The organism is Sulfurivermis sp. (assembly GCF_059410345.1).
In genome coordinates, this window is record NZ_JBLJDO010000010.1 from 60,539 (window position 1) to 82,077 (window position 21,539).

Annotated in this window: 26 protein-coding genes; 8 read left to right on the forward strand and 18 right to left on the reverse strand. The window is 63.5% G+C overall.

Translation table 11 applies throughout. The features are described from left to right. Nucleotides 1-2 precede the first annotated feature (2 nt). The 6 genes from ccmE to ACMV8A_RS09560 are packed head-to-tail and all read right to left on the reverse strand — an operon-like array spanning nucleotide 3 to nucleotide 2,952. Nucleotides 3-464: a cytochrome c maturation protein CcmE gene (ccmE, locus tag ACMV8A_RS09535; protein ID WP_495325545.1), complete on the reverse strand. Its 462-nt coding sequence runs from the start codon at nucleotides 462-464 to the stop codon at nucleotides 3-5. Beyond that, on the reverse strand, nucleotides 445-624 hold the full coding sequence (gene ccmD / locus ACMV8A_RS09540) for a heme exporter protein CcmD (protein WP_495325546.1): 180 nt from the start codon (nucleotides 622-624) through the stop codon (nucleotides 445-447). The genes ccmE and ccmD overlap by 20 nt, the downstream gene beginning before the upstream one ends. Continuing rightward, nucleotides 624-1,379: a heme ABC transporter permease gene (locus ACMV8A_RS09545; RefSeq protein ID WP_495325547.1), complete on the reverse strand. Its 756-nt coding sequence runs from the start codon at nucleotides 1,377-1,379 to the stop codon at nucleotides 624-626. Before ACMV8A_RS09545 ends, ccmD begins: the two co-directional genes overlap by 1 nt. A 10-nt stretch (nucleotides 1,380-1,389) precedes the next feature. Beyond that, a complete protein-coding gene (gene ccmB / locus ACMV8A_RS09550; protein ID WP_495325548.1) occupies nucleotides 1,390-2,064 on the reverse strand; it encodes a heme exporter protein CcmB in 675 nt (224 codons plus the stop codon). Beyond that, complete coding sequence (gene ccmA, locus ACMV8A_RS09555) at nucleotides 2,061-2,693, reverse strand: cytochrome c biogenesis heme-transporting ATPase CcmA (protein WP_495325549.1); 633 nt, start codon at nucleotides 2,691-2,693, stop codon at nucleotides 2,061-2,063. The genes ccmB and ccmA overlap by 4 nt, the downstream gene beginning before the upstream one ends. Nucleotides 2,694-2,715: 22 nt before the next feature. Continuing rightward, a complete protein-coding gene (locus ACMV8A_RS09560; RefSeq protein WP_495325550.1) occupies nucleotides 2,716-2,952 on the reverse strand; it encodes an HP1242/YdcH family protein in 237 nt (78 codons plus the stop codon). Nucleotides 2,953-3,182: 230 nt separating this feature from the next. Here ACMV8A_RS09560 and ACMV8A_RS09565 point away from each other — a divergent pair, with 230 nt between their 5' ends. From ACMV8A_RS09565 to ACMV8A_RS09600, 8 genes are all read left to right on the forward strand, one after another. Further along, nucleotides 3,183-5,984 (forward strand): monovalent cation/H+ antiporter subunit A, encoded by a 2,802-nt coding sequence (locus tag ACMV8A_RS09565; protein ID WP_495325551.1) that lies wholly within the window; start codon nucleotides 3,183-3,185, stop codon nucleotides 5,982-5,984. Beyond that, nucleotides 5,984-6,313 carry a Na+/H+ antiporter subunit C gene (locus ACMV8A_RS09570; RefSeq protein WP_495325552.1) on the forward strand — a complete coding sequence of 110 codons (330 nt, stop codon included), beginning with the start codon at nucleotides 5,984-5,986 and terminating at the stop codon, nucleotides 6,311-6,313. Before ACMV8A_RS09565 ends, ACMV8A_RS09570 begins: the two co-directional genes overlap by 1 nt. Further along, nucleotides 6,310-7,800, forward strand: a complete 1,491-nt coding sequence (locus ACMV8A_RS09575; RefSeq protein ID WP_495325553.1) for a monovalent cation/H+ antiporter subunit D — start codon at nucleotides 6,310-6,312, stop codon at nucleotides 7,798-7,800. The genes ACMV8A_RS09570 and ACMV8A_RS09575 overlap by 4 nt, the downstream gene beginning before the upstream one ends. Next, entirely contained in the window at nucleotides 7,797-8,288 is a 492-nt protein-coding gene (locus tag ACMV8A_RS09580) for a Na+/H+ antiporter subunit E (protein ID WP_495325554.1), read from the forward strand. The genes ACMV8A_RS09575 and ACMV8A_RS09580 overlap by 4 nt, the downstream gene beginning before the upstream one ends. Then, nucleotides 8,282-8,551 carry a K+/H+ antiporter subunit F gene (locus ACMV8A_RS09585; RefSeq protein WP_495325555.1) on the forward strand — a complete coding sequence of 90 codons (270 nt, stop codon included), beginning with the start codon at nucleotides 8,282-8,284 and terminating at the stop codon, nucleotides 8,549-8,551. The genes ACMV8A_RS09580 and ACMV8A_RS09585 overlap by 7 nt, the downstream gene beginning before the upstream one ends. A gap of 11 nt (nucleotides 8,552-8,562) precedes the next feature. Further along, nucleotides 8,563-8,859, forward strand: coding sequence for a Na+/H+ antiporter subunit G (locus ACMV8A_RS09590; protein WP_495325556.1), 297 nt, complete (start codon nucleotides 8,563-8,565; stop codon nucleotides 8,857-8,859). A gap of 64 nt (nucleotides 8,860-8,923) precedes the next feature. Further along, a complete protein-coding gene (locus ACMV8A_RS09595) occupies nucleotides 8,924-9,157 on the forward strand; it encodes a type II toxin-antitoxin system Phd/YefM family antitoxin (protein ID WP_495325557.1) in 234 nt (77 codons plus the stop codon). Further along, nucleotides 9,154-9,540 (forward strand): type II toxin-antitoxin system VapC family toxin, encoded by a 387-nt coding sequence (locus tag ACMV8A_RS09600; protein ID WP_495325558.1) that lies wholly within the window; start codon nucleotides 9,154-9,156, stop codon nucleotides 9,538-9,540. Before ACMV8A_RS09595 ends, ACMV8A_RS09600 begins: the two co-directional genes overlap by 4 nt. Before the next feature lie 220 nt (nucleotides 9,541-9,760). Here ACMV8A_RS09600 and ACMV8A_RS09605 read toward each other — a convergent pair whose 3' ends face one another. The 12 genes from ACMV8A_RS09605 to ACMV8A_RS09660 form a co-directional block, all read right to left on the reverse strand. After that, nucleotides 9,761-10,501, reverse strand: coding sequence for a DUF4197 domain-containing protein (locus ACMV8A_RS09605; RefSeq protein ID WP_495325559.1), 741 nt, complete (start codon nucleotides 10,499-10,501; stop codon nucleotides 9,761-9,763). Beyond that, the gene (locus ACMV8A_RS09610; RefSeq protein ID WP_495325560.1) at nucleotides 10,486-11,481 is read right to left on the reverse strand and encodes a 2Fe-2S iron-sulfur cluster-binding protein; all 996 of its coding nucleotides are present in this window, start codon (nucleotides 11,479-11,481) and stop codon (nucleotides 10,486-10,488) included. The genes ACMV8A_RS09605 and ACMV8A_RS09610 overlap by 16 nt, the downstream gene beginning before the upstream one ends. A 9-nt stretch (nucleotides 11,482-11,490) precedes the next feature. Continuing rightward, nucleotides 11,491-11,922, reverse strand: coding sequence for a hypothetical protein (locus tag ACMV8A_RS09615; RefSeq protein ID WP_495325561.1), 432 nt, complete (start codon nucleotides 11,920-11,922; stop codon nucleotides 11,491-11,493). Between the two features lie 265 nt (nucleotides 11,923-12,187). Then, nucleotides 12,188-13,276: a GGDEF domain-containing protein gene (locus tag ACMV8A_RS09620; RefSeq protein ID WP_495325562.1), complete on the reverse strand. Its 1,089-nt coding sequence runs from the start codon at nucleotides 13,274-13,276 to the stop codon at nucleotides 12,188-12,190. A gap of 125 nt (nucleotides 13,277-13,401) precedes the next feature. Next, nucleotides 13,402-14,688 (reverse strand): TRAP transporter large permease, encoded by a 1,287-nt coding sequence (locus ACMV8A_RS09625; RefSeq protein ID WP_495325563.1) that lies wholly within the window; start codon nucleotides 14,686-14,688, stop codon nucleotides 13,402-13,404. Then, nucleotides 14,685-15,176 (reverse strand): TRAP transporter small permease, encoded by a 492-nt coding sequence (locus ACMV8A_RS09630; RefSeq protein ID WP_495325564.1) that lies wholly within the window; start codon nucleotides 15,174-15,176, stop codon nucleotides 14,685-14,687. Before ACMV8A_RS09630 ends, ACMV8A_RS09625 begins: the two co-directional genes overlap by 4 nt. Nucleotides 15,177-15,204: 28 nt before the next feature. Next, a complete protein-coding gene (locus ACMV8A_RS09635; RefSeq protein ID WP_495325565.1) occupies nucleotides 15,205-16,185 on the reverse strand; it encodes a TRAP transporter substrate-binding protein in 981 nt (326 codons plus the stop codon). A gap of 409 nt (nucleotides 16,186-16,594) precedes the next feature. Beyond that, nucleotides 16,595-17,452, reverse strand: coding sequence for a TRAP transporter TatT component family protein (locus tag ACMV8A_RS09640; protein WP_495325566.1), 858 nt, complete (start codon nucleotides 17,450-17,452; stop codon nucleotides 16,595-16,597). Between the two features lie 92 nt (nucleotides 17,453-17,544). Beyond that, nucleotides 17,545-17,967, reverse strand: coding sequence for a PIN domain-containing protein (locus tag ACMV8A_RS09645; RefSeq protein WP_495325567.1), 423 nt, complete (start codon nucleotides 17,965-17,967; stop codon nucleotides 17,545-17,547). Continuing rightward, the gene (locus ACMV8A_RS09650; RefSeq protein WP_495325568.1) at nucleotides 17,957-18,187 is read right to left on the reverse strand and encodes a hypothetical protein; all 231 of its coding nucleotides are present in this window, start codon (nucleotides 18,185-18,187) and stop codon (nucleotides 17,957-17,959) included. Before ACMV8A_RS09650 ends, ACMV8A_RS09645 begins: the two co-directional genes overlap by 11 nt. Before the next feature lie 70 nt (nucleotides 18,188-18,257). Beyond that, nucleotides 18,258-19,562, reverse strand: a complete 1,305-nt coding sequence (locus tag ACMV8A_RS09655) for an O-antigen ligase family protein (RefSeq protein ID WP_495325569.1) — start codon at nucleotides 19,560-19,562, stop codon at nucleotides 18,258-18,260. A gap of 74 nt (nucleotides 19,563-19,636) precedes the next feature. After that, nucleotides 19,637-21,514 carry a polysaccharide biosynthesis protein gene (locus ACMV8A_RS09660; protein ID WP_495325570.1) on the reverse strand — a complete coding sequence of 626 codons (1,878 nt, stop codon included), beginning with the start codon at nucleotides 21,512-21,514 and terminating at the stop codon, nucleotides 19,637-19,639. Between the last annotated feature and the right edge of the window lie 25 nt (nucleotides 21,515-21,539).

The window sequence follows — 21,539 nt, forward strand, 5'->3', positions numbered from 1 at the left end:
CGTCATTGCGGGCTGTGCGGATTGGCCAGCGCGCCTTCCTGTTCCGCCTTCATCAGCGCCTCCGCCACTTCCGGCGGCATGTAATTCTCGTCGTGCTTGGCCAGCACCTGATCGGCACGGAAACGACCGTCGGCCGTGAGACGGCCCTGGGCCACAATACCCTGCCCCTCGCGGAACAGGTCGGGCAGGATGCCAGTGTAGTCGACAGTGACGCGATGCGGGCCGTCGGTCACGTCGAAGCTGACCGTGAGGCCCTGCCCTTCGCGCCGCACGCTGCCGTCCGCCACCAGGCCGCCGATGCGGAAGTTATGTCCCTGCGGCACCTCGCCGCGCACCACCTGAGTGGGGCTGTAGAACAGATTGATGTTTTCGTTCAGCGCCACCAGCACCAGGCCCACGGCCGTGCCGACACCCACCACCAGCAGGGCGATAATCAGCAGCCGATTACGGCGTTTCGGATTCACGTGTTCTTTCCTCTCTTTGCTGGCGTCGCTTCAGGTAGCGCCATGCCTCGCGCTCGGCGCGCCAGGGTTGCCACAGATTCACCATCACCACGACAAGACCGAGCAGATAGCTGGCCCAGACGTATGCGGCGTAGCCGCCCATGTGCAGAAAGTCGCTCATTACCGGCTCCCCACGCCTTGATGCTGCTCAACCAGTTCACGCACCCACAGGCTGTCGGCCTCGCGCCGCAGCAGCTCCGTCCGTGCCAGGCGCAGCGCCACGGCGATGTAGAACAGCGTGGCGGAAAACGCCATCAGCATGAGCGGCCGCAACATGGTCCAAGCGATGGATGGCTTGTCGAACTTGGTCACCGTGGCGCCCTGATGCAGCGTGCTCCACCATTCCACCGAGTAGTGAATGATGGGGATATTCACCACACCCACCAGGGCCAATACCGCCGCGGCGCGCGCGGCCGTTTCGCGTTCCTCGATGGCGGCGAGCAAACCGATATAGCCTAGATAGAGAAACAGCAGGATAAGTTCCGAGGTCAGGCGCGCATCCCAGATCCACCAGGTGCCCCACATGGGCTTGCCCCACAGCGAGCCGGTGGCCAGGGCCAGAAAGGTGAACCAGGCGCCGATGGGCGCGCTGGCGGCCGCGAACATGTCGGCGACCTTGATGCGCCACACCAAGGACACCAGCGAGGCAAAGGCGATATTCATGTAAATGAACATGGACAGCCAAGCCGCCGGCACATGCACGTACATGATGCGCACGCTCTCGCCCTGCTGGTAATCCGGTGGCGAATCAAACAGCGCGTAATACAGGCCGGCGACGCCGAGCAGCAGGCTGCCCCAGCCGGCCCAGCGCGCCAATACGCCAGACCAGCTATAGAAACGTTTCGGCGAACCCTGTCGATGCAACCATGCCCACATGGCGTGTTCCTCAGTCCAGTGATATGCGCAGCGCCGCTGCCGTCGCCAGCGGCGCCAGGGCCACCGCCAGCGCCAGCAGGGCGCCGAGGAAGGCCAATTGCCCGGTCACCGCCATGCCCGCCTGGGCGTTGCCCACGGCGCCGGCGGCGAAGATCAACACCGGCACATACAGCGGCAACACCAGCAGCGACAACAGCACGCCGCCACGGCGCAGGCCCACCGTCAGCGCCACGCCGATGGCACCGATGAGGCTGAGCAGCGGCGTCCCCAGGGCCAGACTGGCCAGCAGTATGACCACCGCCTCCCCTTCAAGATTCAACAGCAGCGCCAGCAGCGGCGCCACCAGCAGCAGCGGCACACCGGTCACCAGCCAGTGTGCCGTCACCTTGGCGAGCACCAGCAAGGGCAGCGGATAGGGCGTGAGCAGCATCTGTTCCAGCGCGCCGTCATCGAAATCGGAACGGAACATGCTCTCCAGCGCCAGCATCGCCGCCAGCAGGGCGCCCACCCAGATCACACCCGGCGCAATCGAGCGCAACAGGGCCGGATCGGGATTCATGCCGAGGGGAAACAACGCCACCACCAACACGAAAAACAGCAGCGGATTGGCCAACTGGCCGCGCTGGCGCAGCGCCAGCATCACGTCGCGCCGCAACAGCGCAAACCAGGCGTGCGGCAGGCTCATCCCAGATGCAGCGTCTGCACGGCGCTGCCCTCCATATCCACCGCATGATGGGAAGTCACCACCGCCATGCCGCCGCGCGCCGTATGCTCGCGCAACAGCGTTTCCACCAGCGTGCGCCCGGTCACATCCAACGCGGTAAAGGGTTCATCCAGTATCCACAGGCGGCTGGAGGATAGCAGCAGGCGGGCCAGGGCCACCCGCCGGCGCTGGCCGGCGGAGAGTTTGCGGCAGGGAATGTCTTCGCATTCAAAGGGCAGACCGATACGTTGCAGCGCCTGCTCCGGCGTGATGCGTCCTTTGCCGCCGCCCAGGGCAGCGGCAAAGGTCAGGTTTTCCAGCGCGGTGAGTTCTTCCTTGATGCCGGCAGAGTGGCCGACGTAGACCAGTTCTTCCGCATAGGCGGCGTAGTTGTCCCGTATGTCTTCACCGGCCCAGCACACGCGGCCTTCCGCCGGCCGGGTCAGTCCGCACAGGGTGCGCAGCAGCGTGGTCTTGCCACAGCCGTTACGCCCCTCGATCTGCAACACCTGCCCGCCGTGCAACGCAAAGGATACGTCACGAAACAGCGTGCGTTCGGCGCGCCGACAGCTCAGTCCTTCAACGGTCAGCGCCACGGCAGCAGTAGACATGGAGGTTCGAGTGGCTGCGGCTTCAAGCACGCAGCATGCTGTAAAGCTCATCCTTGAGCCTGACCCGACGCATCTTCAATTCCTCAGTGTAGGCATCGGAGGGGGTTTCAATCTCCTGCTCGATGCGGCGCACCGCGCGGTCGACCTCGTGGTATTCATCGAACAGCTTGGCAAAATGTGTATTGCTGGTCTTCAGCGCATGGATGCGGTCATGAAACTCGGGGAAATCGTGCTGCAAATCGTGGTGTTCAATGGGCATGACAGTACCTGTTTATACCGACTGGAAAAACCCTAACCGGCCCCAAATTCGCCGGCTCACAAGCCTACTCGACAGCGCCGGCACGGCTCAAGCAGTTTTCGCCATGTTAAATAATCGTTATAGTCACTGTACTTTCATTAGCAGCCACATCCATTGACGCGCCGACCCCGTGACGAGGTCGGCGTTGTCATGTATAAACCGTCCGACTCATCATGTAGCGTAATCAGCCCATGAATCTCCTGCTCATCGTCCTGCTGCCCCTGCTCGGCGCCCTGCTGCCGCCGCTGGCCATCCGCTTCGGCCGCAGCGCCAGCGCCTGGACCGCGGCGGCGATCACCGCCGCCGCCCTGCTGCTCGCCCTGGAGCCGCTGACGGCGGTGTTCGCCGGCACCCCGGTGGAGGCGCACTGGGCCTGGCTGCCGCAGGCGGGGCTGGACATCCACCTGCGCATGGACGGCCTCGCCGCCCTGTTCGTGCTGCTGATCCTGGGCATCGGCCTGCTGGTCATCCTGTATGCGCGCTACTACCTGTCCGAGCGCGACCCCATGGGGCGTTTCTACGGCATGCTGCTGCTGTTCATGGGCGCCATGCTGGGCGTGGCCCTGTCCGACCACCTGCTGCAACTGCTGGTGTTCTGGGAGCTGACCTCACTCAGCTCCTTCCTGCTCATCAGCTATTGGCACCACCGCTCCGATGCCCGCCGCGGCGCGCGCATGGCCCTGGCCATCACCGGCGCCGGCGGTCTGGCCATGCTGGCCGGCTTCCTGCTCCTGGGTCACATCGTCGGCAGCTACCAGATTTCGGTGATCCTCGACGCCGGCGACATCATCCGCGCCCACCCGCTCTACGCGCCGATGCTGCTGCTGGTGCTGCTCGGCGCCTTCACCAAATCGGCCCAGTTCCCGTTCCATTTCTGGCTGCCCCACGCCATGGCGGCGCCCACCCCGGTCAGCGCCTATCTGCACTCCGCCACCATGGTGAAGGCCGGCGTATTCTTGCTGGCGCGTCTCTATCCGGCCCTGTCCGGCACCGAGCTGTGGTTCTTCGTGGTGGGCGGCGTCGGCCTCGCCACCCTGCTCATCGCCGCCTACACCGCCCTGTTCAAGCATGACCTCAAGGGGCTGCTGGCCTACTCCACCATCAGCCACCTGGGCCTCATCACCCTGCTGTTCGGCATCGGCACACCGCTGGCCGCCGTGGCCGGCGTGTTCCACATCATCAACCACGCCATCTTCAAGGCCTCCCTGTTCATGGCTGCCGGCATCATCGACCACGAGACCGGCACCCGCGACATGCGCCTCATCAACGGCATGTGGAAATACATGCCGCACACTGCCACCCTGGCCATGGTGGCCGCGGCCTCCATGGCCGGCGTGCCGCTGCTGAACGGTTTCCTGTCCAAGGAAATGTTCTTCGCCGAGACCCTGCACCTGGCCCCGCTGGGTTCGTTCAACTGGGCGCTGCCGGCGGCGGCCACCCTGGCCGGCATCTTCGCCGTGGCCTATTCGGCCCGCTTCATCCACGACGTGTTCTTCAACGGCGAACCCATCGATCTGCCCAAGTACCCGCCACACGAGCCGCCGCGCTACATGAAGGTTCCGGTGGAGATCCTGGTGGCCCTGTGCCTGCTGGTGGGCATCCTGCCGGCACTCACCGTGGCGCCGCTGCTGGCGATGGCGGCGGGCGCGGTACTCAACGGTCCGCTGCCCGACTACAGCCTGGCCATCTGGCACGGCTTCAACACCCCCTTCGTCATGAGCCTCATCGCCCTGGCCGGCGGCATCGCCCTGTACACCCAGCGCCAGAAGCTGTTCGACTTCCACGACCATGTATTCCCCTTCCCCGACGCGCGCGCCATGTTCTGGGTCGCCATCGAGCGGGTCATGGATGTGGCGCACCGGATCACCGCCGCACTGGAGAACGGTTCGCTGCAACGCTACGCCGCACTGCTGCTGCTCGCCGCCCTGGCCGCCGTCGCCTGGCCCTTCCTCGACAGCGCCGCCCCCGTCGCCGGGCCGGTGCCCGCCGCCCCCATCGACGCCCTCACCCTGCTCGGCGCAGTGGTGATGATGGCGGCGGCTGTGGTCACCACCGTCTGGCAGCGCCAACGCCTCACGGCAATCATCGCCCTCAGCGTGGTGGGTCTGGTGGTGTCACTGGCCTTCGTGCGCTGGTCGGCGCCGGACCTGGCCCTGACCCAGCTGTCGGTGGAGGTGGTCACCATCGTGCTGTTGCTGCTGGCGCTGTATTTCCTGCCCCAGCAGGCCAAGGTGGACTCGTCCCGCCTGCGCCGCGGCCGCGACCTGCTGCTGGCGCTGGGCGTGGGCGGCGGCGTCGGCCTCATCACCTGGGCCATGCTCACCCGCCCCTATACCACCATCGCCAATTACTTCGTGGAGAACAGCCTGCCCGGCGGCGGCGGCGCCAATGTGGTCAATGTGATCCTGGTGGACTTCCGCGGTTTCGACACCCTGGGCGAGATCACCGTCCTGGCCATCGCCGCCATCGGCATCTTCGCCCTGCTCGACAACCTGCGCCTGGACATGCCCGCCACCGACCAGGGCGGCCGCCCCTGGTCCAGCGAACGCTACCCGGTGGTTCTGTCCCAGCTCACCCGCTTCCTGCTGCCGCTGGCCCTGCTGGTGTCGGTCTACCTATTCCTGCGCGGCCACAATGCCCCGGGCGGCGGCTTCATCGCCGGCCTGGTCACCGCCGTGGCCCTGATCCTGCAATACATGGCCAGCGGCATCGAATGGACACGCCAGCGCTGGCAGGTGCAGTACCACCCGGTGCTCGCCTGGGGCGTGCTCATCGCCGCCGCCACCGGTGCCGGCAGCTGGCTGTTCGACCGTCCCTTCCTCACCTCCGCCTTCGACCACTTCCACCTGCCCCTGGCCGGCGAGTTCGAGCTGGCCACCGCCATGCTGTTCGACCTGGGCGTCTATCTCACGGTGGTGGGGGTGGTGCTGCTGATCCTGGCCAACCTGGGCAAGCTGACCCAGCGTTGCGCCGCCACGCGAGAAACTGACTGATGGAAGCCCTAGCCGCCCTTACCCTTGCCGTGCTGGTGACCTGTGGGGTCTATCTGGTGCTGCGCGCGCGCACCTTTCCCGTGGTGCTCGGCCTGTCGCTGCTGTCCTACGCCGTCAACCTGTTCCTGTTCTTCACCGGTCGCCTGGTCACCGGCGCCCCCCCACTGGCCGGCAGCGCCCTACCCACCGCCGACCCGCTGCCCCAGGCCCTGGTGCTCACCGCCATCGTCATCGGCTTCGGCATGACCGCCTTCGTGGTGATCCTGGCCCTGCGCGCCCGCGGTGAACTGGGCAACGACCACGTCGACGGCAAGGGAGACGAGCAATGAACCACTGGCTCATCGCCCCCCTCCTGCTGCCGCTCGTCGCCGGCATGCTGATCCTGCTGCTGGTGGGCCGGCGCGGCCTGCAGCGCGCCCTGTCCATCGGCGCCACCGCCGGCCTGCTGCCCATCGCCATCCTGCTCGTGTGCTTTGCCGGCGACGGCGCGTTCGGCGTCTATCAGCTCGGCAACTGGCCGGCGCCCTTCGGCATCGTGCTGGTGCTGGACCGCCTCAGTGCCCTGATGCTGCTGCTCACCGCCGTGCTGGCGCTGCTGGTGGTGCTCTATGCGGTCAATGGCGACGACAAGCGCGGCCGCGACTTCCACGTGCTGTTCCAGTTGCAGCTGCTCGGCATCAACGGCGCCTTCCTCACCGGCGACCTGTTCAACCTGTTCGTGTTCTTCGAGATCCTGCTCATCGCCTCCTACGGACTGGCCCTGCACGGCGCCGGACCCGAGCGCACCCGCGCCGGCCTGCACTACGTGGTGCTCAACCTCATCGGCTCCAGCCTGTTCCTCATCGGCGTCGGCATCCTCTACGCCGTCACCGGCACCCTGAACATGGCCGACCTGGCGGTGAAGGTCGCCGCCAGCGCGCCGGAGAACGCCACCTTGCTGCGCGCCAGCGCCCTGCTGCTGCTCGCCGTGTTCGGCCTCAAGGCGGCGCTGCTGCCGCTGCACCTGTGGCTGCCGGCCCTGTACGGCAACGCTGTCGCCCCGGTCGCAGCGCTGTTCGCCATCATGACCAAGGTGGGCGTCTACGCCATCCTGCGCACCTACACCCTGATCTTCCCCGCCGACGGCGCCATCGTCGACGTGGGCGAGTGGCTGCTGCCGCTGGCCCTGCTCACCCTGGCGGTGGGCGCAGTGGGCGTGCTGGGCAGCCAGCGCCTGCGCGTGCTAATCGCCTACTTGGTGGTGGTGTCGGTGGGCACCCTGCTGGCCGGCATCGGCCTGTTCAGTGCGGGAGGCATCAGTGCAGCGCTGTACTACCTGCCGCACAGCACCCTGGTCGGCGCCGGCCTGTTCCTGCTCGCCGACCTCATCGCCCGCCAGCGCGGCAACCACGGCGACCAGTTCGTGCTCGGTCCGCCCCTGTCCCAACCCACCCAACTCGGCGTGTTGTTCTTCCTCGGCGCCGTAGCCGCCGCCGGCCTGCCGCCGCTGTCGGGCTTCATCGGCAAACTGCTGCTGCTCAAGGCGGTGGCGCCGGAACAGGCGGCCTGGCTGTGGGGCATCGTCCTGGTCGGCAGCCTGGCCGGCCTCATCGCCCTGAGCCGAGCCGGCAGCCGCATCTTCTGGAAGACCGACGGTGAGGGCGCCGTCACCGGCCAGGCCAATCTGACCCACCTGGCGCCCACCACCCTGCTGCTCGCCATGAGCGTGGCCATGACAGTATTCGCCGCGCCCATCACCCGCTACGCCGAAGCCACCGCGGTGCAACTGCTCGCGCCCCAGCAGTACATCGCCGCGGTACTGGGAGGACAGCCATGAGACGCCTGCTGCCACAACCCCTGTTCAGCCTGTTCCTGTTCCTGGTCTGGCTGCTGCTGGTGAACACCGTCGCACCGGGCCATCTGGTGCTCGGCACGTTTCTCGCCATCGCCCTGCCGCTGCTGACGCAGCGCTTCTGGCCCGACCGGCCGCGTATCTACAGCCCGTGGAAGCTGCTGCGCTACATCGCCATGTTGCTATGGGATATCGGCCTCGCCAACATCACCGTGGCGCGGCTGATCCTCGGCCCCACGCGCCGGCTGCGCCCGGCCTTCATCCACCTGCCGCTGGATTTGCAGAACGAATTCGCCATCAGCGTGCTGGCCAGCACCGTCTCTCTCACGCCGGGCACCGTGTCGTCCGACCTGAGCGCGGATCGCAAGACCCTGCTGATCCACGCGCTGGATGTGGAGGATGAGGCGGCGGCGATCGCCGCCATCAAGCAACGCTACGAGAAGCCGCTGCGGGAGATTTTCGAACCATGCTGAACGCCGCCATCGCCTTCGCCTTTGTCTGCATCGCCGTCGCCCTGCTGCTCAACTTCTGGCGCCTGCTGCGCGGCCCCAGCGCGCCCGACCGCATCCTGGCGCTGGATACCATGTACATCAACACCATCGCCCTGCTGGTGGTGTTCGGCATCTACCTCGACCTCACCGCCTTCTTCGAGGCGGCCCTGCTCATCGCCATGATGGGCTTCGTCGGTACCGTGGCGCTGTGCAAATACCTGCTGCGCGGCGACATCATCGAATAAGGAGCAACGACGTGCTGGAAACCCTCATCGCCCTGTTCCTGGTCATCGGCGGCGCCTTCGCCCTCATCGGCTCCATCGGTCTCGCCCGCCTGCCCGACCTGTTCATGCGCCTGCACGGCCCCACCAAGGCCACCACCCTGGGCGTCGGCGGCATCCTCATTGCCTCGGTGCTGCACTTCTCCAGCCGCGGCGATGGCCTCAGCCTGCACGAACTGCTGGTCACCCTGTTCCTGTTCATCACCGCGCCGATCAGCGCCTACCTCATCGCCCGCGCCATGCTGCACCTGCGCGGCGGCAAGGATTCCTGAACTTGCCCAAACCCACACCCTCCTATAGACTTAGTCCAGTAACTTAGTCCATAGGAGCTGTGCGATGACCACCATCGTCAACGTACACGAAGCCAAAACCCACTTCTCAAAGCTACTGGAACAGGCCCATGCCGGGCAGGAGATCATCCTCGCCAAGGCGGGCAAGCCTTACGCGCGCCTGGTACCGCTGGAACCCGCACCAGCGCAGCGCCAGCCCGGGCGCCTGGCCGGCCGGGTTGGAGATGCCTTTTTCGAACCCCTCCCCGAGGACGAACTGGCGGCGTGGGAAGGCCGGTGAAGCTGCTGCTCGACACCCACACCCTGCTGTGGTGGTTCACTGACGACCCACGCCTCTCGGTGCCGGCCCGGCAGGTCATCACGGAGATGGGCAATGAGATATTTGCCAGCGCGGCGAGCGCCTGGGAAATCGCCATCAAGCAAAGGCTGGGAAAACTGGCTGAAGTGCCGCAAGCAACTGCGCGCTACGCGGAGCTGGTGGATAAAGACGGCTTTATTCACCTGCCCATGACCCACCGGCACAGCCTGCGCGCCGGTACTTACGACGTAGTTCACCGCGACCCTTTCGATCGCATGCTGGCCGCACAAAGCGAGATCGAGGACCTGATCCTGGTGACGCGCGATCCTGCCTTCGCGGCCTTCGGCACGCGGACACTTTGGTAAGTCACACAGCGGTACAAGCCGGCATCCCTCCCCTCAGCGGGGGCAACTACATGCATCGTTCCCACGCTCTGCTTCATCGTTCCCATGCTCCGCGTGGGAACGGGGTCCTGGACGCTCCGCGTCCACCGCGACGCAGAGCGTCGCCAATGGCATCCCCACGCAGAACGTGGGAACGCTACAGATCGCTAAAAGGACTCGGCTCGCGCCCTACAGTGTGTAGTTATCCCTTGCTGCCGAACACCTTGCGCAGCAGTTCCGTGGTGCGCGCCGCCGGATTGTCGCGGATCAGTTTTTCCTCCGCCGCCAGCTTGTGGAACAGGCCGTCGAGGGCGCGGGCGGTGACATAGCCGTCGATGTCCTGCGCCTCCTTGTCGATGAGCGAGGCCAGCGGCCCGGCGCGGCGCAGCATGTCCTTGTAGGATGAAGTCACGCCCACCTGGGCGGTGGCGCGCTCGATCACCGGGCGCAGCTTGTCGCTCAACCTCACCTCGGAGCGCTGGCGGAAAAACTGGGTCGCGGCATCATCGGGACCGTTGAGGATTTTTCGCGCATCCTCCAGGGTCATGCCGCGAATCACATCCACAAAAATGTCCACCGCCTCCGGCGCGGCACGCTCGGCGGCGCGGTTCAACGTGGTGATGAAATCGTCCACCGCCTTACCCTGACCGAGGTCGCGCAGGGTACGCTCCATGCCGCGCAGCGACTCTGGCACCGGGATACGCACCTGCAAATCGTTGAGATAACCGCCGTCCTTGCCGAGCAACTGCACCGCGCGCTGCGTGCCCACCTGCAGCGCCTCCTTCAGGCCGGCAATGATCTCCGCCTCGCCCAGCTTACCCTGGCCGGCGGCGCTGGCCGCGGCATCGGTGATACGGCGCGACCAGTCGTCACGATTGGTACAACCCGCCACGGCCAGCACCACGACAGCCGCCATCACCCCACACTTCATCGCATTCCACATTGTCGTTTCTCCATCACAAAGATACGGTCCGCCGCCACGCCGCATGCCGTGAGCGACTTGAGCAACGCCGTGCGCAACGGCGCCGCCGTGGCCAGATAAAAATCACACTGTGCCGGTGCCGCAATGCTGGCAACCAGCACATCCGCCGTCACCGCCTCACCGCCCGGCTCCAGAAACAGGGGTTGATAGCTGAAATTATCCATGGCATCCACCCAGGAGCGGCACAGGTTGGCAAGATAAAACCCATCGTCATAGGCGCTGACCCAGAACAACGCCAGCGCTTGCGGCATCTCCAGTGCAAAGGCATGCTCCAGCAGACTCTTGAGCGGCGCGAAGCCGGTGTCCTGGGCAATCATCACGATGGGACGGCGCGAAGCCTCATCCAAGGTAAAGGTACCGAAGGGACCGGTCACCTCCACAGCGTCGTTGACCCGTAACTGCTCGAAGGCATGCACGGTGAAGGGCTCATCCGGGCGCAACGCCAGATGAAACTGCAACAGCATACCGTTGCAGGGGCAACTGGCAATGGCGGCATCGCAACACTGCTCGCCGCCGATGCGCAGCTCCACGTGCTGGCCAGCCAGAAACTGCAAGGTCTGGCTACGCGGCGTGCGCAGCGTGAGCATCACATAGCTGTCGCCCACCCGATCGATGCGGGCGGCACGGGTCATGATTTGCTGGCGGGGGATCTGCTGGGCGTCGCCGATCTCCTGCACCTCCAGCGTCATATCGCTGCCGGCGCTGACGCTGCAGAGCAGTACCTGGCCCTGCCCCCGCTCGGCCTCGCTGAAGACATAGTCGTGAAAACGCGGCGCGGCTATCTCGCCTGACAGCAGCCGCGCCTTGCATACCCCACAACTGCCACCGCTGCAGTTATAGGGGATATTCACGCCGTTGCGCAGCGCCGCCTCCAGCAGGCTTTCCTGCGCCTCGGCGGTGAACTCACGGCCACTGGGAACCAGACGGATACGATGGCTCATGATGACCGGCTATTTCTCCAGCCGTTCCAGCAGCCAGCGGTTGATGTCATGCACCACCCGGCGCTGCTGCTCGTCGCCGGCATCCTGCATCCCATCGAGCTTGCGGCACAACTGGTCGATGATCTCGCGGTACTTTTTCGCCATCGCCCGCTCCAGCGACAGCTCGGCGTTGCGCTTGCGCAGCTGTATCTCCAGGGCATCCCGCTCTGGCGCCAGCGTACTGCGCACGCGGCGCGAAAACGCCGTGGTCTTGATGAGCTGAACGCGTTCGAGTACGGCAGAATCCTGCAGGGCAAGGCGGGGATAGAGCTGGCGCAGCAGATCGATATCCACCATGCCGTCGGGCGCCGGCAATTCGCCGTCATGTATGAGATGCTGGAGTTCCGTCCGCTTGATACCGAGCAGACGTACTGCGGTGGCTACTGCGACTTTCTGTCCCACGATGCACCCCTGTCGCAACCATCTTATGGCGTTAACTGTAACGCACTTCGCGGAGGAATGCGCCTCTTGCGGCACAGGAATGAACGACTAGGCTTAAGGAAGGTCTGAATAAGTCTATCCTGGACTTCTCAGCCCACGCGAATCGAAAAGTGTGATTTTCGATTCGCTTCATGTTCCAACGACTTATCGTCGGCGGAAAATGGCGGCACGTCCCTGTGCCGCGGAAGCTCTGAACTTATTCAGAGCTTCCTCAACGAATTGAACCCTACCCTATCCGCTCCACCCGGTTGCGGCCGCCCTGTTTGGCGCGGTACACCGCCTCATCGGCCTGGGCCACCAGGCGCTCGGCGCAGGCGCCCAGATCGCCACTACAATCCACCGCGCCCAACATGGCCATGCCTACGGACATGGTGACGTTGAGATTGTGATCGCCACCGAGCCGGAACGGCTCGGCAGCAATGGCCGCACGAATGCGCTCAGCAATATCCAGCGCCTGTTCCGCGTCGGTCTGCACCAGTAGGGCGGAAAATTCCTCACCGCCATAACGGCCCAGCGCGTCGGACAGGCGTAGCTGCGCCTTGATGCGCGCCGCCACCTCCTGCAACACACGATCGCCCACCTGATGACCGTAGGTATCGTTGACCTTCTTGAAATGATCCACGTCGAGAAACAGACAGGCCAGCGGCTGGCCGGTGCGCTGCACGCGCTCCACCTCTTCGGTCAGGCGACGATCGAAATAGCGCCGGTTGTGCACGCCGGTAAGGGCATCGGTCAGGCCGATATGCTTGAGGCGCTCGTGGTTGATGGCGTTTTCCAACCCGATGGCCACCACCGCCCCAAGGCGTTCGAGAAAGTCCGTGGCACTGCCGGGAATGAAACGCCCCTCTTCGCGGCTGCCCAGGTTGAGGCTGCCGATGAGGCGGCGCTGACGCAGCAGGGGCAGCACCGCCACGCTGGCAGGCGGCGCACCGAGGTGAAACAGGCCCGCATGCTGATCGGCGCGGTAACTACCTAGCTTGGGCAACTGGGCCGTGCCGAAAAAGGCCGCCAGCTCCTCGCCTGAGTCCACGAAGCGCAGTTCGGGAAAGCCGTCGCTGCAACCGAGCTCCGCCAGCAGACGCTGTAACTCGTACTCCGGATCCAGCAGCGTCATGGTCACCGCCTCCAGCCCGAACACCTGCCGATGCCCGACCACGGCATGGCGCAACAGATCGACCAGGCCGCCGGCACTGAGCAGGCGCAGCTCCTGCTCATGGAAGCGCCGCATACGCTCTTCGTTATGCCGCGCGTTGGCCATCACCGCCGTCAGACGCCGGCGCAGGTCCTTGTTTTCATTCAGCAGGTCAGTGCTCATGGCAACATCCGATGTGCAAAGGATTCCGTCTTTTACGCCATGCCTTCGGTCAAGAACGTGAAGGCCGCAACACTATTCCATCCCCGCAGGAGCCCACGCCGTGGACGTAGCGGCACGCCTCGGCTCTACGGCCCCGCCCGCCCCGGCAAATACAGGCTCAGCGCCGGCCAATAGGTAATGATCAACACCGTCATCAGCAGGATGAAGAAAAACGGCAGCGTCGCGTGATAGATCTGCATGACCGGTATCCTGAAACGATAACTGGCGATAAACAGGTTCATACCCACCGGCGGCGTGAAGTAGCCGAGCTGCATATTGGCCAGGAAGATGATGCCCAGGTGCAGCGGGTCGATGCCATAGCCCAGGGCGATGGGCAGCAGCAGCGGCACCATGATCACCAGGGCGGAAAAGATGTCCAGCATCATGCCCAGGATGAGCAGAAAGATGTTGAGCAGGATGAGGAAGGTCAGCGGGTCCTTGATGTGCTCACGGATCGCGTCGAACAGACGCGTCGGCACCTCGGCATCGATCAGGTAATTGGTGGAGGCCAGCGACACGCCGAGGATCACCAGAATCCCACCGACCAGCACCATGGACTCGCGGATGATGCGCGGCAGGTCACGGTACTTGACCTCGCGATGGATCATCACCTCGACGATCAGCACATACAGTGCCGTCACCGCCGCCGCCTCGGACACGGCAAAATAGCCACTATAGATGCCGCCCAGCACGATGAACGGCAGCGGGATCTCCCACATCGCCTCGCGCAGCGCCTTGCCGATCTTGGTGCCGGCAATGCCATGCAGGGGCTGGCCACGGTTGACCCACATGCTCCAGGCCGACAGGGCTGCCACCATCAGCAGGCCCGGCAGGATGCCCGCCAGAAACAGGTCGTCGATAGTGATGGAGGTGCCCACCCCCAATTGCTGCGCAATGACGCCATACAGGATCAGCGGCAGCGACGGCGCAAACAGCAGACCCAGACTGCCGGAGGTGGTGATCAGGCCGAGGCTGAAACGCCGGTTGTAACCAGCCTGCGCCAGCGCAGGGTACAGCAGTGCACCCAGTGCGACGATGGTGACGCCGGAGGCGCCGGTAAAGGCGGTGAAGATGGCACAGGCCACCAGCGCCACCACCGCCAATCCCCCGGGCATCCAGCCCAGCAACGCACTGGTCACATGCACCAGACGGCGCGGCGCATTGCTCTCGCTGAGCAGGTAACCGGCAAAGGTGAACAAGGGGATCGCCAACAGGATCGGCATCTCCGCCAGGCGGTAGAACTCGATCACCACCACGGAGAGATCGATCTCCGCCGCATGGAAGCCGATCAAGGCACTGGCGGCGATCACCGCAAACAGCGGCGCCCCCAGCAGGGCCAGCCCGAGCAACAGCAGGCCGATGGCCGCGCTCATGCCGGCTCCGGCAGCGGCCGGATGGTCACCACGAGGAAGCGCAGCGCCATCACACCGAATCCGAGGGGAATGATCAGTTCACAACACCAGGCAGGAATACCGGAAAAAAGGATCGTGCCGGCTTCATATTCCATGGCGACAAAGCGCGCGCCATGCCAAGCCAGCACCATGCATACCGCAGAGGCGAAGACACCGGTAATCCACTGCCCGGCCCGCTTTAACAACGGCGGCAGAAAACGGGATAAGACATCCACCGTGATGTGATTGTTGTGACGGGTCGCTGCCATGGCCCCCAACAGACCGACCCACAACACCATCACGCGCAATAAGGGGTCGGCCCACACCAGCCCCACGCCCCAGAAATTGCGCAACAAAATCTGGCTGGCAGCCAACAGGATCATGGCCAGCACCAGCACCACGATCAACGCATCTTCCACCAGGCGCACGCCGCGGATGATGCGATCCAGCCTGTCTCCCAGCCGCGTCATGCTGTCCTTTGCGTGAGCGGGCCGGCGCCTATCGCGCCGCCCCCGCGCGGTAGGCGCTGATATGCTGCTGCAACACCTGCAACATCTCGGCGCTGAACACCTTGCGCTCGGTCAGCCGCCGTGTGGTCTGCTCCACCACCCCATGCCAACCGTCGTTGTCATGCTGCAACGGCACGAACTCGATACCCTGCTGCTGCAACACCTCGCGTGCCCGTACCTCATCCAGACGGCTTTGCGCGTTGAGCTGCGCCAGCACCTTGCCGAACACATCGCGCACCACGGCCTGATCTTCCGGTTGCAATTGGCTGAACGCCTTGGCGGATACCACCAGCGTGCCGTAGAGATAGATGAGAGGCGTATCGGTCAGGTACTTCACCCGTGTGTGCCACTGCAGAGCGATGGCACCCACACCCGACGCCGCCACCGTATCGATCAAACCGGTCTGCAGACCGGTCAGCACATCGGTCAGCGGCAACGACACCGGATGCACCCCCACCGCCTGGAACGCCGTGTGGCTGATCACATCCCCCTCCGGCACCCACACCTTGAGCGGCTTCAGATCCTCCACCGCCTGCACTGGGCGATTGGACATCAAATAGGCAAAGCCGCCATCGCTGATGCCGAAGCCGATAAAGCCCTCCTTCTCCAGCCCCTGCATCAGCAGCGGGTCCATCTTCGCACGCACGTAATCCACTTCGGCCAGCGACTGGAAGACAAAGGGCAGGCTGTAAATCTGCGCATCAGCGTATATCTCGGCCAAACCGCCGCCGGTAATGGCGCCGCCGTGCAACTGCCCGACGCGGATCTTGCGCAACACGCTCTTGTCGTTGCCCATCACCCCGCCCGGATAAAAGCGGAACTCAACCCGCCCGGCAGTCCGCGCCTTGACCTCCTCCGCCCCCCTGCGGAAGGCCTCCATCCAGGCCGTGCCGTCCGGCGCCGCCGTGGCGATCTTCAAGGTCACTGCCGCTGCCGGCAAGGGCAGCAACACCACCAGCATCCAGACCATGCTCAAAACAACCTGCCGCCACCGCTCCCCCATGGAGAAAGAACGACTTTCCTCCTCCCCCACGACACTGGGAGAGGCCGGGAGGGGGCGCCCATCACAGCCCCCCTCCCCAACCCTCCCCATCCAATGGGGAGGGAGTGATGTGTCCTCACCCACGGTATTGGAGGAGAACGAAAGGGAGCATTTTCCCCTCCCCCACACCGTGGGGGAGGCCGGGAGGGGGTGCCCATCGCAGCCCCCCTCCCCAACCCTCCCCATCCAATGGGGAGGGAGTGATGCATCCTCCCCTGCTGCGCGGAAGGCATCCTCTAACACCTCCTCCCCCGCTCTGCGGGGGAGGCCGGGAGGGGGATTCAGCCCCACCCATCCGGGCAGGACATCATTCTTGGAAGCGGCCCCAATCATCATTTCACTCCATGAAATAATCGCGCGACGACGCCAGCAGCTTCGCCGCTTCCTGTTGCGCCAACACATTGCTCAGTACCAGGCCCGGCACCCGCGCATCCGCCGCCAGCACGTCGTGCAGCAGACGGTCATGCAGCTCCCGGTCGAACACCATGCGCGCATAACGGCGCGCAAACTCCACCTTGGCCATCAAATCCCTGCCCCGCGAAATCTCGATGGCCTTCTCGAAATAGCCGCGCCCCACCTCCGGCCGCCCACCCAGCGACGGCGGCACCAGGGTATTCAGCACCGCCAGATAGAGTTGCGCCTGCCCGTTGGCATGGGCCTCATCCATCGCCACCACCCGCCGCATCACCGCCTCCACCTTGGGCAGATCCGCCACCGCAGCCCAGTCGGAACTGTCCGCCTGGATGCGTCCTGCCCAGGCCGTGCCATAAACGTACAGCGCATCCAATCCCTCCGCCTGCACCTCATGCAGCGACGGCACGAACTGGTCATAGGGCGCCGCCTCCACCCTGCACACCTGGGGGTAGTCGGCGCAGAGACCGCGCCGGGCGTAGTCGCGCGCCTTCTTCGCCATCTGCAAGGCGCGCGCCTTGTCGTCCACGAAGATGGCCGCATAGGCGCCATACAGCCGCGCCCCGGCCAGCAGGGTGTTCTTGTCGTTGGGAGAATCGGCAATCAAGCCGTCGATGAGCAACAGATAGGCCGGCGCCCCGGTGCGTACCGTCTCGGGGTCATCCTGGTTCAAAATGGCATCGGACAGGGTATTCCCCAGCCGCTGCGTCACCATGCCGGCGCAGCCCGTCAGCGCCAACATCAATACCAGCGCCCCCGCCAGCCTCAGACTTCCGCGCATCATGAAATTAGTCTCAAATATCGTTCGGATAGCCAATATTGGCATACAGAAACTACGAAATACATCGTCACTGCATGGACAAATTCAGCAGTGGGCTAATGCGCGAACGGATTTTCGATACGGACACCCTCGATCATCTGCCCATGATTCAGGTCTTCCGTCAACAGCACGTCTGCCCCGCCTTGCACAGCACAAGCGACAATCATTGCATCCCAAAATGAAAGCTGATGTTTTTCTTGAATGTCTGAAGCGGCAAGCAGCGTCTCAACCGTAGGTGACACAACACTCCATACCTGATAGGCACCAATCAAACCACGGGCCTTCGCTGGCGTAAGCGGCACCGGTATCTTCCGCGTTACGTTGACATAGAATTCCTGCAATACCTGAATGCTGATTATCCCTCCACCACTTTCCCACAAATTCCGGATGACATCAGCGGCGCGGGCGTGCCTTTCCTTGGCATCCAGATCGTGCGCGTAAATCAGGATATTGGTGTCGACGAACTGCCTATCGCTCATGGAGTGCATCCCTCAAAGCGGGCTTTCCTCCCAAGCGCATTCCCATCTCGATAGCGTGCAGGGCGCTACGCTTGCTTATTTCATATCTTTCTGATTTTTCGATAATCTCGCGCAACTCATCTGTAAGCAGTCGATTGACGGAAGTGGAGCGCTTCGCCGCGACTATCTTCAACTTGACCAACAACTCCTTGTCAATAGAAAGGGTAATGTTCTGCTTCATGAGAGCCCCCAGTGGTTACCTACACGACAATACGTGTAACACGTGATTTACGTGTAATCAAGGGGCGCGGCTACGCCAAGCGAGATTTATCGTTCCCATGCCCTGCATCCACCCGGCCCCCGGCCAATCCCGCCAGCATGATCACGAGGCACATCAAATACGTACGGACCATGGGATTGCGCGAAAACCACGCCTCGGTCAAACCAAACACCAGAAACCCCACCACCGTCAGCATAATCCCCGTTGCATAAAAGACCTGCCACGGCGTCACCGCCGTGCGCCACGCACACCAACCGATGTGAAACGGCCGCCAGAAGGCAAACCACAGCATCGCCACCAGCCCCACCAGCCCGGTCGTCGCCAAGGCATCGAAATAAATGCTGTGGGCGTGGCCGAATACCACCGTTGAATTGCTGCGCCCTTCAGCGATCAGCCGCTCGGTTTCCCGCTCGAAGTCACCCAGACCAATGCCAAACACCGGCGCCTCACGCCACATGGTCAGGCTGTCGCGCCACATCTCGAACCGGGAGCCTACGTTAAAATCCCCGGCCGAATCCGGAGAGGTCAAATGCGAAACCGCAGCCGCGACTCTTGCAACAACCACATTGTTGGGAGACACAGCCACCAGCCCAACAATAATCACCACAGCAGCAGCAAGCACAACACCATGTCGGAGGTTTACCTGTCGATATAGCAGACCGAACACAACCGCCATGCCTATGGGAATGAACAGCAAACCATTCCGGCTGGCGGCGGCCGCCACCACCACCAGCCCCAGCAACACCAGTGCTCCGCCCGCCAACAAGGTGCTCCACCTCTTGGCAAATACCAGCACAGCCGCCAACAGGAGCAGCGTCATCAAGCCGGCGATGTTGCCCAGAATGATGGTGTCGTAAAAACCGCCCAGCCGCTCACGCAACATCAGCACGGACGCCATGCGACCAAAATCCCAGTCCAGACCAAAAAATAACGCACCAAAAGGCGCCAGTAACAACCCCGCAAGAAACGGCCGCCCAGGCTCCTGCACATAACGCCGCACCGCCAGATAGGCCGGGAAGACAAACAGAAATGTGCCGTATTTTTCGATCCGCCGCACCCCTTCGCGCATGTCATCTCCCAGGACGAATGACAGAAACACGACAGCAAACACCAGCGCAAACCCAGCGAATAACCTCCGCTCCCAAACCATCAATTCCGGCCAACAACGCCAACCGTAGACCATGCCAATCAGTACCAGCAGGGCAAAGGGATAGCTCGCCCCGCCCTTGGCACCCGCCGCAAACACAGGAAACAGAAAAAGGGCCAGCCAAATGCTCCACGCCTGCCAATTCCTGTAGCGAAGTTCCGGCATACCGGTCGTCAGTGAACGCAGCACCACTACACCCCACGATTCTTACCGCACAAAACTATTTCAATGATCACAGGCACTCTGCATGAACATGAGGCCAGTCAATGCAACTGCTCACCACGCATTGGCGGTCCATCCGAAACCGCCTTCGGCTGCAACGATCCGGAAAATTCAGGAACAATCAGCTTCAAGGTGTGCCGCAGAGGCGCAGCCTCATAAACGGCACAGGCATCAGCAAGCTTCTGCAACTGCTCCAGCAATACGCTCCGATCGATGCCGCGAGCTTCCGCCAGAAGAATCTTCGGGTGCCGTGTTCCCATCAGGTTCTCCTGGGTATGGAACAACTCCTCGTGCAACTTCTCGCCGGGGCGCAATCCGATAAAGCGAATTTCGATATCACGCCCGGGTTCGTGACCAGACAGGCGGATCATCTGCTCGGCCAGGTCGACGATGCGCATGGGCTCCCCCATGTCAAGCACATAGATTTCGCCGCCCTCGCCCATCGCGGCGGCCTGCAAGATCAGGCTGACCGCTTCAGGAATCGTCATGAAATACCGGCTGATTTCGGGATGGGTGACGGTCACCGGCCCGCCTGCGGCGATCTGGCGCTGAAACAGCGGCACCACCGAACCTGCGGACCCGAGCACATTACCGAATCGCGTAGTAATAAACGCAGTCTTTCCAGCGGCCGCCAGCGACTGGCAATAGATTTCCGCCGCCCGTTTGGTGGCGCCCATGACATTGGTCGGATTGACGGCCTTGTCGGTGGACACAAGAACGAACTTCTCCGCGCCGAACTCCAGCGCAAGGTCGGCGATCAACTGCGTCCCGAACACATTGGTCCGGACCCCCTCCGCAACGTTATCCTCAACCAAGGGCACGTGCTTATAGGCCGCCGCGTGCAACACGACCTGTGGCCGGTACTGCTCGAACACCCGGCGCATCGAACCGGCATCACGAACATCGCCCAGTAACGCGACGCAAGCCTGCCTGGTGTCGTTGGCGCGCATTTCCTGCTCGATGCGATACAGATTGAACTCGCCGTTGTCCAGCATCACCAGTTGCGCCGGGCCATAGCCCAGCACCTGGCGGCATAACTCAGAACCGATGGAACCGCCGGCTCCCGTCACCAGGACACGCCGGCCACCCACAAACGCCTGCACGTCCAAGTCATCAAGGCGTATCGGGGCGCGCCCAAGAAGATCGTCAATGCGAACCTCGCGCAGACGCGACACCTCCACGCGCCCATCTGCCAGCTCGGTCAGCGACGGCAAGGTCACGCAGGGGATGTTCCGGGCGACGCAAGCGCTCACGATACGCCGCATAACCGACGCAGAAGCCGACGGCATGGCAATCAACACCACATCCACCGCCCGCTCCTCCATCTGCCGCTCCAACTCTACCAACGGGCCAACCACCCTCACGCCATGGATATCCCGCCCGGACTTGACCGGATCGTCATCCAGGAACCCCACCGGCTGATAGGAAGTGTCCTTGATCAAATCACGCACCAGCATCTCGCCGGCGCGGCCGGCACCCACTATCAAGGCTCGCTTGCCGCCGCCACGGATGGCAAGAAAGCTGTGGTCCTTCAGCCAGCGATACAGAAGACGCGGCCCGCTCAGGGCGGCGACCAGGAACAGGGGATACAGCAGCATGACCGAACGCGGCACGCCCTGCAGGCGATTGAGCAGAAACAGTGCAATAAAGGTGGCGGCAGTGCCGACCAGCACCGCCTGGAGAATGCGCATCAAATCGGGAATGGAAGCAAAGCGCCACATACCCCGGTAGAGGCCGAACATGAAAAACACTACGCCCTGTACGACCAGAGCGGTGGACACGCTGGGCCAATACCCCTCATAGGCAAAAAGCGGCAGCGACTCGAAGTTGAAACGCGTCCAGTACGCCAACCACAAGGCCACCGGCACCCAGAGCAAATCATGGACATAGGCGGCCCAGCGATTGCGCAGCACAGACATCGGCATAGTTTTCACGTGGTCATAA

Excerpts from the sequence above, each read along its gene's own strand:
- ccmD (WP_495325546.1), bottom strand. The coding sequence starts at position 624 with ATGAGCGACTTTCTGCACATGGGCGGCTACGCCGCATACGTCTGGGCC.
- ACMV8A_RS09545 (WP_495325547.1), bottom strand. The coding sequence starts at position 1,379 with ATGTGGGCATGGTTGCATCGACAGGGTTCGCCGAAACGTTTCTATAGC.
- ccmB (WP_495325548.1), bottom strand. The coding sequence starts at position 2,064 with ATGAGCCTGCCGCACGCCTGGTTTGCGCTGTTGCGGCGCGACGTGATG.
- ccmA (WP_495325549.1), bottom strand. The coding sequence starts at position 2,693 with ATGTCTACTGCTGCCGTGGCGCTGACCGTTGAAGGACTGAGCTGTCGG.
- ACMV8A_RS09560 (WP_495325550.1), bottom strand. The coding sequence starts at position 2,952 with ATGCCCATTGAACACCACGATTTGCAGCACGATTTCCCCGAGTTTCAT.
- ACMV8A_RS09565 (WP_495325551.1), top strand. The coding sequence starts at position 3,183 with ATGAATCTCCTGCTCATCGTCCTGCTGCCCCTGCTCGGCGCCCTGCTG.
- ACMV8A_RS09570 (WP_495325552.1), top strand. The coding sequence starts at position 5,984 with ATGGAAGCCCTAGCCGCCCTTACCCTTGCCGTGCTGGTGACCTGTGGG.
- ACMV8A_RS09575 (WP_495325553.1), top strand. The coding sequence starts at position 6,310 with ATGAACCACTGGCTCATCGCCCCCCTCCTGCTGCCGCTCGTCGCCGGC.
- ACMV8A_RS09580 (WP_495325554.1), top strand. The coding sequence starts at position 7,797 with ATGAGACGCCTGCTGCCACAACCCCTGTTCAGCCTGTTCCTGTTCCTG.
- ACMV8A_RS09585 (WP_495325555.1), top strand. The coding sequence starts at position 8,282 with ATGCTGAACGCCGCCATCGCCTTCGCCTTTGTCTGCATCGCCGTCGCC.
- ACMV8A_RS09595 (WP_495325557.1), top strand. The coding sequence starts at position 8,924 with ATGACCACCATCGTCAACGTACACGAAGCCAAAACCCACTTCTCAAAG.
- ACMV8A_RS09605 (WP_495325559.1), bottom strand. The coding sequence starts at position 10,501 with ATGTGGAATGCGATGAAGTGTGGGGTGATGGCGGCTGTCGTGGTGCTG.
- ACMV8A_RS09610 (WP_495325560.1), bottom strand. The coding sequence starts at position 11,481 with ATGAGCCATCGTATCCGTCTGGTTCCCAGTGGCCGTGAGTTCACCGCC.
- ACMV8A_RS09620 (WP_495325562.1), bottom strand. The coding sequence starts at position 13,276 with ATGAGCACTGACCTGCTGAATGAAAACAAGGACCTGCGCCGGCGTCTG.
- ACMV8A_RS09625 (WP_495325563.1), bottom strand. The coding sequence starts at position 14,688 with ATGAGCGCGGCCATCGGCCTGCTGTTGCTCGGGCTGGCCCTGCTGGGG.
- ACMV8A_RS09630 (WP_495325564.1), bottom strand. The coding sequence starts at position 15,176 with ATGACGCGGCTGGGAGACAGGCTGGATCGCATCATCCGCGGCGTGCGC.
- ACMV8A_RS09635 (WP_495325565.1), bottom strand. The coding sequence starts at position 16,185 with ATGGTCTGGATGCTGGTGGTGTTGCTGCCCTTGCCGGCAGCGGCAGTG.
- ACMV8A_RS09640 (WP_495325566.1), bottom strand. The coding sequence starts at position 17,452 with ATGATGCGCGGAAGTCTGAGGCTGGCGGGGGCGCTGGTATTGATGTTG.
- ACMV8A_RS09645 (WP_495325567.1), bottom strand. The coding sequence starts at position 17,967 with ATGAGCGATAGGCAGTTCGTCGACACCAATATCCTGATTTACGCGCAC.
- ACMV8A_RS09650 (WP_495325568.1), bottom strand. The coding sequence starts at position 18,187 with ATGAAGCAGAACATTACCCTTTCTATTGACAAGGAGTTGTTGGTCAAG.
- ACMV8A_RS09660 (WP_495325570.1), bottom strand. The coding sequence starts at position 21,514 with ATGTCTGTGCTGCGCAATCGCTGGGCCGCCTATGTCCATGATTTGCTC.